Below are 8,599 nucleotides of genomic sequence, written 5' to 3'. Positions count from 1 at the left end.
GAGCAGAATTGGTGAAAGAGATGGCATATGTCCTTAATATTGAATTGCATTACCTACCGCCTTACAGCCCAAACCTCAATCCGATAGAGCGATTGTGGAAGTATATGAATGAGCAAGTACGTAACAATGTTTATTTTCCGGATGCGAAGACATTCCGTGAAACCCTTCGCCACTTTTTTCATACCACTTTGCCAGAAAAAGCGAAAGAACTCACGACTCGACTGACTGACAACTTTCAGATTTTAAAACCTGCATCTTCAAGTTAGATTGGTATATACGGCTTCAGGGCGTTTGCAACAGGAAACTTTCCGCTTTGATGATACAGGAGTGGGAGCGGCACGGACTGCCGACTATACCTATTCTCCCATGGGGCAGCTGACAGGGTACCAGGACATGGCAGGGAATACCCAGCAACTGTACTTTGATAAGTTCGGCCGTCCGGTTGCTACCCTTGATCCCGATGTTGATATAGGGTTGACCTATGATGCTGCCAGCAGGGTCAAGAGCTGGAGTGTATACAATAAACAGCATGACAAACGGTTAACCACTACGCTGGATTTTGATGATTTTGGTCGTGAAGTCAAACGCCAAATCCGGACAGAAACAGATATACTGATCCTTGAACAGAACTATACAGTTAAGGAACAATTGGCATCGCGTACCACCCGTTCACAGCAATTTGGTGTGCTGCGTCAGGAAACCTACACCTATGATCCGACTCGTCACTGGTTGACGGAATACGATTGTTCAGGCACGGAGTGCCCCCGGGATGCTTATGGTTTTGGCATCACCCAGCAGAAATTTACCTACGATCGGTTGGGCAACATGCTGACCTGCATCACTACCCTGAATGACGGGAGCAGTGATACGGCCACGTTTACCTACAGTCTGTCAGATCCCTGTCAGTTGCATACTGTCACCCATACTCACCCGGGATATCCGGCAACCCTCTCTCTGAAGTATGACGGTGCCGGACGCCTGATTCAGGATGAGTCCAGTCGCCAGCTCACTTACGATGCATTGGGGCGCTTAATTGCAGTTGATCTCCATGACACCATCAGTACCTATTCCTATGACGCATCGGATCGTCTGGTGCTGCAACGGATAGGGGAAGATAAAACCCATGAGCTGTATTATCAGGGAGAAACACGCGTGGCTGAAATCCTGCGGGAAAGTGGCGTGGTGACCCGATCGTTACACGCATACGGGACACCGGTTGCCACCGTAACGGGTAACGAAAAGCACTTGCTGGGTACTGATGGTCATGGCAGCGTGTTGTTCAGTAGCCACAGTGATGGCAACCTAACCCGCTATCGTTATTCACCTTATGGCCAGCAAGCTGCGGAAGAACACCAACCGGATATCCCGGCTTATAATGGCGAGTGGCTTGATCCCATGGGGGGAAACTACCATCTGGGCAATGGATATAGAGCTTATAACTCTGTCCTGATGCGTTTTAATGCTCCCGATAGTTGGAGTCCATTCGGTGCAGGAGGACTTAATGCTTATGCCTATTGTTTGGGTGATCCCATCAATCGTATTGACCCTACAGGGCATATGAGTCTGGGCAGTATTTTTGGGGTTGTTTTGGGTAGCATCGGATTGGTTGCGGGGATTATCATGGCTATCCCCACCGGTGGGGCATCCCTGAGTGTGGGCGGGGCGATTATCGCTGGATTGGGATTGCTTGCAGATGCCACGGGTATCGCCAGTGCAGCGACAGAAGACAGTAATCCCCGCGTTTCTTCGATCCTCGGATGGGTTTCTTTGGGGTTTGGGGTTGTAGTTGGCATGGGAGCAGGTATTAGCAGTGTTGCCAGATATATCCAGAAGATGAGAGGATTAACACGCTCTTTTAGCGAGGTGTTTACAACTGAAACGATTAAAAATGAAGTTATGCCAAGAAGGATGAATATGATGGATCCTCCAGGAGCCAGCAATCCCAGAATATATACAGAAGTTAATAGCTTAGACGTACGTGGAATTAGTGCTAACGATTATGTTATTGCATTTAGGAATGCGATACGTGATGAAAGAGTTGTATCAATTGAGAATCCTGCGGGTAGTGGTTTTCATACAATAGGGATAAATACGACAGGACTCTACCCTGCTGGTGAGAATCAAGATATAGATTTTTTGAGGCGAGCATTATTCAGGCCAATTGGAGATGATTCGCCGATAGAGATTATTCAAAATGTCTTTGTAGCACAAAATGAAGCCCGATCTGAACAAATTTTGGATATTACAGCGGAGGATTTTGAATCTTTATACCTGAGCTTTATACGTACTAGTATATTAAACTCTCATGATATGACTGATTCTGTTATTACTACGGTAGGTAGACTTCGTTTTTGTAGAGGAGTTTTCAAGAGATTAAATATGAATATTAATTCCAATCGACTGATTATGAATAGGTTTAGAGGTTTCTGGAGTAGTTCCGACGATTTATTTCCGGATAGAATGATGGATTGGCTACGTTTGGTCAGGTAATAGAGTAAAGGTTTATGAACGCTGATAACCATTGATAAAATAAGGAGAATATCATGTTAAAAAGAACTTATTCTTATAATGGAAATACATTAGAAACATCATCCAGTCAGTTAAGACGAACTCAATCAAACAGAAACATTTCCTCAGATGAACAATTGTGCACAGAGTTTTTTTACAATAATCCAGCTTTATTTAATCGTTATATGCCTATAATCAAAGAAGTTAACAAACAAGAAATGGAGAGTGCAAGTAATAAAATATTAGCTTCTCTGAACAATGACGGGTGGTTTTTTGATGTTCCAGAAAGAAGAATTGCTGAAACAGAACAAGAGAAAAAAGAGAGAGAACATATTGGGGCATGGCATGAAAGATGCTCATCAACAAAAGAAAACTTAGATAATATGGAAAGACATTTAGAATGGATGTTTGATACAAGAAGTTATTTCCATTTCGTATGTTATATGAATGGTCACCCTATTGGGGTTATTATGCTTAGGCATGTCAGTGATAAAATATACCATGAGCCAGAAGTATTGTACTTCATTACTCATTTAGGCATTCAAAACTGTGCATATTTGTTAGTGGAAAAAGCAGTGAATAAATCTTATCAACTTGGCTCATTAGGAAACTTAAAAGTTAGAGTTGCTAATGATTATTTGCAAAAAAGAGTATATAGCAGATTCGGATTTATTAATATAGATCAAGAGAATATGCAATTACGCCCATTTGAGCGACAACAATGGATATTTTATTCCCAGAAAAGAGAATTCCGATTTTCTAATAATTGCTAACACAGTTTATTTAAATATTTTCATTAATCCCCTGGAGCATAGATAACGATGTGACTGGGGTGAGTAAAAGTTGCAACTTGAAATACGACAGGTATATATAGAATACTTTATCAATCAGTAAGAATGGTTAATTTTTGATATTAATACTATTCTTTAATTTATGAGTTTTTTTCTTAAATTTAACTATTGATATAAATATTCCTAATTACTCGTGAGGGTATTTCCTTTTGCGATTTGCAATTCTTTATGCCAAAGTCTTAAATTAAGGCGTAGAAACTTAATTAAATTCGTAATCAAATAATCTAATTAATTCTGGAGGTTGTATATGGGTATCTTATCATGGGTTATCTTTGGCTTGATTGCCGGGATCCTTGCTAAGTGGATTATGCCGGGAAATAATAGCAGCGGTATCATTATGACAGTGATTTTAGGTATTGTCGGTGCTGTTGTTGGCGGGTATATCAGCACATTTTTTGGAATGGGAAAAGTTGATGGTTTTAATTTCGGAAGTTTTATCATTGCTGTTGTGGGAGCGATAATTATCTTATTTGTATACCATAAAATTTCCAGTCAGTAATTTTTAAAATTTTCTTACAAAACGGTTTTGTAAAGTGGTTTATGAGTTTCATCATGCATATGATTAATAACAAAAAAGGGCATGTTATTTAAATGCCCTTTGCTATTATTTATTTTCCTGATATTTATTTTTCTAACGGAAATGAGTCATCCGCTCCCCATTCAGCCCAAGAGCCATCATATAATTTCACTTCTTTGTGACCAATCATATCAAGACCCAATACTAAAACGGCGGCTGTCATGCCTGAGCCACAACTGGTAATAATCGGCTGGTCTAAATTAACGCCTTGTTTTCGGAATATCGCCGTAATTTCTTCTACTGACTTATAAAGTCCATTATCCATCAAGGCTGTCCACGGAACATTTTTAGCGCCGGGGAGATGCCCCATTCTCAAGCCTGGACGGGGTTCAGGTGCTTTTGCTTGAAAGCGTTCTTCTGCTCTGGCATCAATAAACTGTACTGGCACATTGTTATGGAGTGCAGCAAGGATCTGCGCCTGAGAACAGACTTTTTCAGGAGTAAACTGTACATTGAAAACTTCGGGTGAACGGGCAACTTTTCCCGATTCGGTTGAATAACCAGACTGCTGCCAGCCTTGTAATCCCCCCTCGAGAATACGGATATGATGGGCACCAAAGACTTTGAATGTCCACCATGCTCGTGGGGCGGAGAACATATTTCCTTGATCGTAAATCACCACCAGATGATTTTCACTGATACCCATTTTGTTGACCGCTTGACGGAAAATTTCTGGTTCCGGCAGCATGTGTGGCAGGTTGGTTTGTAGATTGGCAACTTTATCAAGGTCAAAAAACTGAGCACCCGGAATGTGTTCCTCCAACCAGAGCTGTTGATAATCAATGGATTGGGTGGGCATTGGGGCACTAGCATCAACGATAACGACATTCTCATCATGGAGATGCTCGTTTAACCATTGTGGACTGACAAAATATTCGTTTTTCATGAGATTACTCACCTGATGTCATAATACCGGATGGTGCAAGGCGATACGTTGTTAACAATAGATGTGTCGTAATATCTAGTGTTGCGCTAAAACCAGATGTATTTATTGTTGCCCTGTCGGGATATTTTCCTGCTGGCTCTGTTGCGGCTCTTCTGTTGGGGTGGTTGAGCGTGTGTACATATTCAATCCTGCCAGAAAGACACCGCCAATAGAGCCGATAGAAAATAATATGATGATAATGAGCAGGATTTTTTTCATCTTTGTATCCAGTAAGGTTTTAATAAAGATTTTTGATAAAAAGTGTTATCAGCCATAAAAAGCCAAAAGATAGAAAGTCAAAAGTATATCGGCTTATACAATCCAGACAAGCAATAACCGATTTTCCTGTATTGATAATAAAGAAGCTGGAAACTGTTTCTCAGTAATGAGCATATAAAGCTGATTTGATATCAACTCTATGGGAGAATAGCCCTCCAATTTTTAAGCAGCAAAACTCATGGCACTTTCCAGTTCAATAAAAAATCAGATTAGCCAATGGTATAAGGCATTATCCACCCATATTGATGGTTTCATTCCGCGTGCTCCGCAACGTCAGATGATTGCAGAGGTTGCAAAAACGCTGGCGGATGAAGAAGGACGGCATTTAGTGATAGAAGCACCTACAGGAGTAGGAAAAACTTTGTCCTATCTGATCCCGGGCATTGCTGTCAGTAGAGCAGAGCAGAAACCGTTGGTAGTCAGTACGGCGAATGTTGCGTTGCAAGATCAAATCTATAGCAAAGACTTGCCTTTATTGCACAAGATCATCCCTGACCTGAAATTCACTGGTGCTTTTGGTCGCTCACGTTATGTCTGTCCACGTAATCTGGAGGCAATTTGTACCGCAGAAGGCGAACAAATTGATCTAATGTTTCTGGTGGAAGACCGGATTGATATCGCTAACGGTGAAGAACGGGAATTGTGTCGTCGGTTGCGCAGTGAATACACGACATTTGCATGGGACGGTTTGCGTGATCACCATCAACTGGCATTGTCGGATTCACTGTGGGCAAAAATCAGTACAGATAAGATGAACTGTCTGGCCCGGAATTGCCAGTTTTATCATCGCTGCCCATTTTTTCTCGCTCGTCGGGAAATTGAAGATGCGGATGTCGTTGTTGCCAACCACTCTTTGGTTATGGCTGCACTGGAAAGTGAATCTGTTTTACCGGAGGCAAAAAATCTGCTGTTGGTATTAGATGAAGGACACCATATACCGGATGTAGCCAGAGATTCACTGGAAGTTGAAGGAGAAATTACGTTATTCCAGCTAAATGGGCAGTTAGATACGTTTGTCCGTCATGTGGAGCAATATCTGGTTCAATTTCGTCCGGTAAAACCACCTGCATTGGCAAATATTCCTCGGTTGAAAACGCATTGTGAAAGAATTAGCGAATGCTTTAAAGAATTGGCAGCCATTACACAAGCTTTATTGCCTGAGCGGAGCGAAGCAGAAGAATACTTATTCAAACTGGGAAAATTACCGGATAGTTTACTGCTATGTTGCCAGCAATTATTTAAGCTCACTGATGGATTACGTAGCTTAGCAGAAGCAATTTTAAGTGATTTAACGGAGCAGACGGCGAAGCAGGATATTGTCCGATTGCATCGCACGATTTTACAAACCAGCCGAACATTGGGCTATTTTGAGAATATGGCAAAGTTGTGGCGTTTGGCTTCGCAGGAAGAATCTTCCCATGCGCCGATATCCAAATGGTTGACGCGTCGCTATGAAAAAAATCAGTCGCACCTTTATTTTCACTGTGCCGGAATTCGGGTCAGTGAACAATTAATCCATCTATTATGGCGCAATATTCCTCATGTTGTGGTGACATCCGCGACATTGCGTTCGTTAAATAGCTTCTCTCGCATTCAGGAACTGACTGGTTTAAGTGAAAACCATGATGATCGTTTTGTAGCTTTGTCATCGCCTTTCGAACATGTACGGCAGGGGCGTTTGCTAATCCCGCAAATGACACAGGAACCGACAATCCAGAATGAAATGCTACACCTTGAGGAAATGGCGCGTTTTTTCCGTTCTCAGGTGATAGAAGGGAAACATCGGGGAATGTTGATACTATTTAGCAGCCAGCGTGCAATGGAAGGATTTCTGACTTTCGTGCCCGACTTGCGTTTGATGTTATTGGTACAGGGCGATCAACCTCGTTATCGATTGGTAGAAACTCATTGCAGACGTATTGATGAAGGACAAGCCAGCGTTTTGATTGGATTGCAGTCATTCGCCGAAGGGTTGGATTTAAAAGGTGATTATCTTTCACAAGTACATATCCATAAAATTGCATTTCCGCCTGTGGCCAACCCTGTCATTATCACCGAAAGCGAATGGCTGAAATCTTTGAAACGCTATCCGTTCGAAGTACAAAGTTTGCCAAGTGCTTCTTTTAGCCTGATTCAACAGGTAGGAAGATTGATCCGCAGTCATGAATGCTATGGTGATGTGGTGATTTATGACAATCGATTATTGACCAAACGGTATGGGCCACGTTTATTGGGTTCTTTACCTGTGTTTCCAATTGAACGACCTGAGATACCATCGTTAAAGGAATTGGAAGTAATGAAAAAGGATAAGAAAAAGGATAAATAGTATAAAAGTTAATATTATTTATCCTTTAATCAAAAACGGATGTGTAACTGTTATTTATCCTACTTTTTTCAGGAAACAGGTTTTCAGTACTAAGCCTTTGATTTTATCTGCATTACACTCAATTTCATCTTCGCGATTAGTCAGTCGGATGTTTTTGATCAGAGTGCCACGTTTTAATGTCTTAGAAGTCCCTTTGACTTTCAGGTCTTTGATTACCTGAACTGAATCACCGTCATTCAACAGAGCGCCGTTAGAATCTTTGACTTCGATATCCATAGTATAGAATCCTTATGTTTATTTTTAAATCAGACAGGGATTATAGAGAGAAAAATGATTTTTTTAAAGGTTAGTCTTGTTTGTTAGATCATAACTTCCATTTTTTAATTTTTTTCTGTATTTGATGATATGCCGCAATGCAAAAAAGGTCACAAATGTGACCTTAATAGTTTGAAAAATAATGTTTTTATTTTATTGCTCAATATTTGCTTCGATAAACCATAAAAATTTATCGAGATCACGGGATGCAGCAGTAAACATATCCGCAATGTCTTCATCTTCAGCATCAATAATTGCCTGACGGATATCATTGGCAACGATGGCGTAGCTATCTGCCAATGCTTTCAGGTGATCCTGCACATCATGGATATCTGTTGGATAGCTTTTCAGCGTCGAGTGTTTACTTACTTCCTGAACGGTTCCCAAAGCTGTACCACCGAGTTGAGCTGCACGTTCGGCGAATGTATCAAGGTGCTCCACGAGAGCGCTGCGAAAAGTATCCAGCATTTCGTGAATAGAAATGAAATTTCGGCCTCGTATGTTCCAGTGGGCTTGTTTAGTCAGCATTGACAGATCGATAAATTGGGCCAACATATGATTCAGGGCAGTAATTGATCTCTTTTTAATTCCGTTATCAATATTATTGCGTGTATAAATCAGAGTAGAAGGCTGGGTTCTGATTAATTTTGCAGTACTCATAATAATGTCCTCTTAATTCCAAGTAATGAGTTATCTCATTAGATGGAATAAATTTAGTAGACAATTTATCAAAAGTCACATCGCTTGTTGCTATTGCATTGATAGCCAATAAAAACAAAAAACCGGAGAATGTTTAACTTCTCCGGATTAGGTAATAT

General features: G+C 41.0%; 9 protein-coding genes. 5 read left to right on the top strand and 4 right to left on the bottom strand.

Annotated elements, in window-relative coordinates; all coding sequences use genetic code 11:
- The 4 genes from AACQ81_RS08845 to AACQ81_RS08830 form a co-directional block, all read left to right on the top strand.
- Window positions 1-266, top strand: a 266-nt coding sequence (locus AACQ81_RS08845; RefSeq protein WP_237385336.1) for a transposase, incomplete at its 5' end; no start/stop codon positions are given.
- 25 nt (window positions 267-291) lie between these two features.
- Window positions 292-2,490, top strand: a complete 2,199-nt coding sequence (locus tag AACQ81_RS08840; RefSeq protein ID WP_237385335.1) for an RHS repeat domain-containing protein — start codon at window positions 292-294, stop codon at window positions 2,488-2,490.
- 53 nt (window positions 2,491-2,543) lie between these two features.
- The gene (locus AACQ81_RS08835; protein WP_237385334.1) at window positions 2,544-3,281 is read left to right on the top strand and encodes a GNAT family N-acetyltransferase; all 738 of its coding nucleotides are present in this window, start codon (window positions 2,544-2,546) and stop codon (window positions 3,279-3,281) included.
- Between the two features lie 325 nt (window positions 3,282-3,606).
- On the top strand, window positions 3,607-3,858 hold the full coding sequence (locus AACQ81_RS08830; RefSeq protein ID WP_237385333.1) for a GlsB/YeaQ/YmgE family stress response membrane protein: 252 nt from the start codon (window positions 3,607-3,609) through the stop codon (window positions 3,856-3,858).
- Between the two features lie 124 nt (window positions 3,859-3,982).
- Here AACQ81_RS08830 and sseA read toward each other — a convergent pair whose 3' ends face one another.
- On the bottom strand, window positions 3,983-4,822 hold the full coding sequence (sseA, locus tag AACQ81_RS08825) for a 3-mercaptopyruvate sulfurtransferase (protein ID WP_237385332.1): 840 nt from the start codon (window positions 4,820-4,822) through the stop codon (window positions 3,983-3,985).
- A 102-nt stretch (window positions 4,823-4,924) separates the two neighbouring features.
- Window positions 4,925-5,080 carry a hypothetical protein gene (locus tag AACQ81_RS08820; protein ID WP_177216207.1) on the bottom strand — a complete coding sequence of 52 codons (156 nt, stop codon included), beginning with the start codon at window positions 5,078-5,080 and terminating at the stop codon, window positions 4,925-4,927.
- Between the two features lie 238 nt (window positions 5,081-5,318).
- Between AACQ81_RS08820 and dinG the strand changes: the two genes are divergently transcribed.
- Window positions 5,319-7,466 carry an ATP-dependent DNA helicase DinG gene (gene dinG / locus AACQ81_RS08815; protein WP_237385331.1) on the top strand — a complete coding sequence of 716 codons (2,148 nt, stop codon included), beginning with the start codon at window positions 5,319-5,321 and terminating at the stop codon, window positions 7,464-7,466.
- Between the two features lie 54 nt (window positions 7,467-7,520).
- Here dinG and AACQ81_RS08810 read toward each other — a convergent pair whose 3' ends face one another.
- Together AACQ81_RS08810 and dps are read right to left on the bottom strand one after the other, a co-directional pair.
- On the bottom strand, window positions 7,521-7,742 hold the full coding sequence (locus AACQ81_RS08810) for an alkylphosphonate utilization protein (protein ID WP_237385330.1): 222 nt from the start codon (window positions 7,740-7,742) through the stop codon (window positions 7,521-7,523).
- Between the two features lie 192 nt (window positions 7,743-7,934).
- Window positions 7,935-8,441, bottom strand: a complete 507-nt coding sequence (gene dps, locus AACQ81_RS08805; protein ID WP_237385329.1) for a DNA starvation/stationary phase protection protein Dps — start codon at window positions 8,439-8,441, stop codon at window positions 7,935-7,937.
- Window positions 8,442-8,599: the final 158 nt, after the last annotated feature.

The organism is Xenorhabdus sp. Sc-CR9 (assembly GCF_963897815.1).
Taxonomy (GTDB): Bacteria; Pseudomonadota; Gammaproteobacteria; order Enterobacterales; family Enterobacteriaceae; genus Xenorhabdus.
The sequence above is the reverse complement of the archived record's forward strand: the minus strand, read 5'-3'. Positions and strand labels throughout refer to the sequence as shown.

What these genes read in the sequence shown, in the direction of transcription:
- AACQ81_RS08835 (WP_237385334.1), top strand. Translation starts at nt 2,544, where the DNA reads ATGTTAAAAAGAACTTATTCTTATAATGGAAATACATTAGAAACATCA.
- AACQ81_RS08830 (WP_237385333.1), top strand. Translation starts at nt 3,607, where the DNA reads ATGGGTATCTTATCATGGGTTATCTTTGGCTTGATTGCCGGGATCCTT.
- sseA (WP_237385332.1), bottom strand. Translation starts at nt 4,822, where the DNA reads ATGAAAAACGAATATTTTGTCAGTCCACAATGGTTAAACGAGCATCTC.
- AACQ81_RS08820 (WP_177216207.1), bottom strand. Translation starts at nt 5,080, where the DNA reads ATGAAAAAAATCCTGCTCATTATCATCATATTATTTTCTATCGGCTCT.
- dinG (WP_237385331.1), top strand. Translation starts at nt 5,319, where the DNA reads ATGGCACTTTCCAGTTCAATAAAAAATCAGATTAGCCAATGGTATAAG.
- AACQ81_RS08810 (WP_237385330.1), bottom strand. Translation starts at nt 7,742, where the DNA reads ATGGATATCGAAGTCAAAGATTCTAACGGCGCTCTGTTGAATGACGGT.
- dps (WP_237385329.1), bottom strand. Translation starts at nt 8,441, where the DNA reads ATGAGTACTGCAAAATTAATCAGAACCCAGCCTTCTACTCTGATTTAT.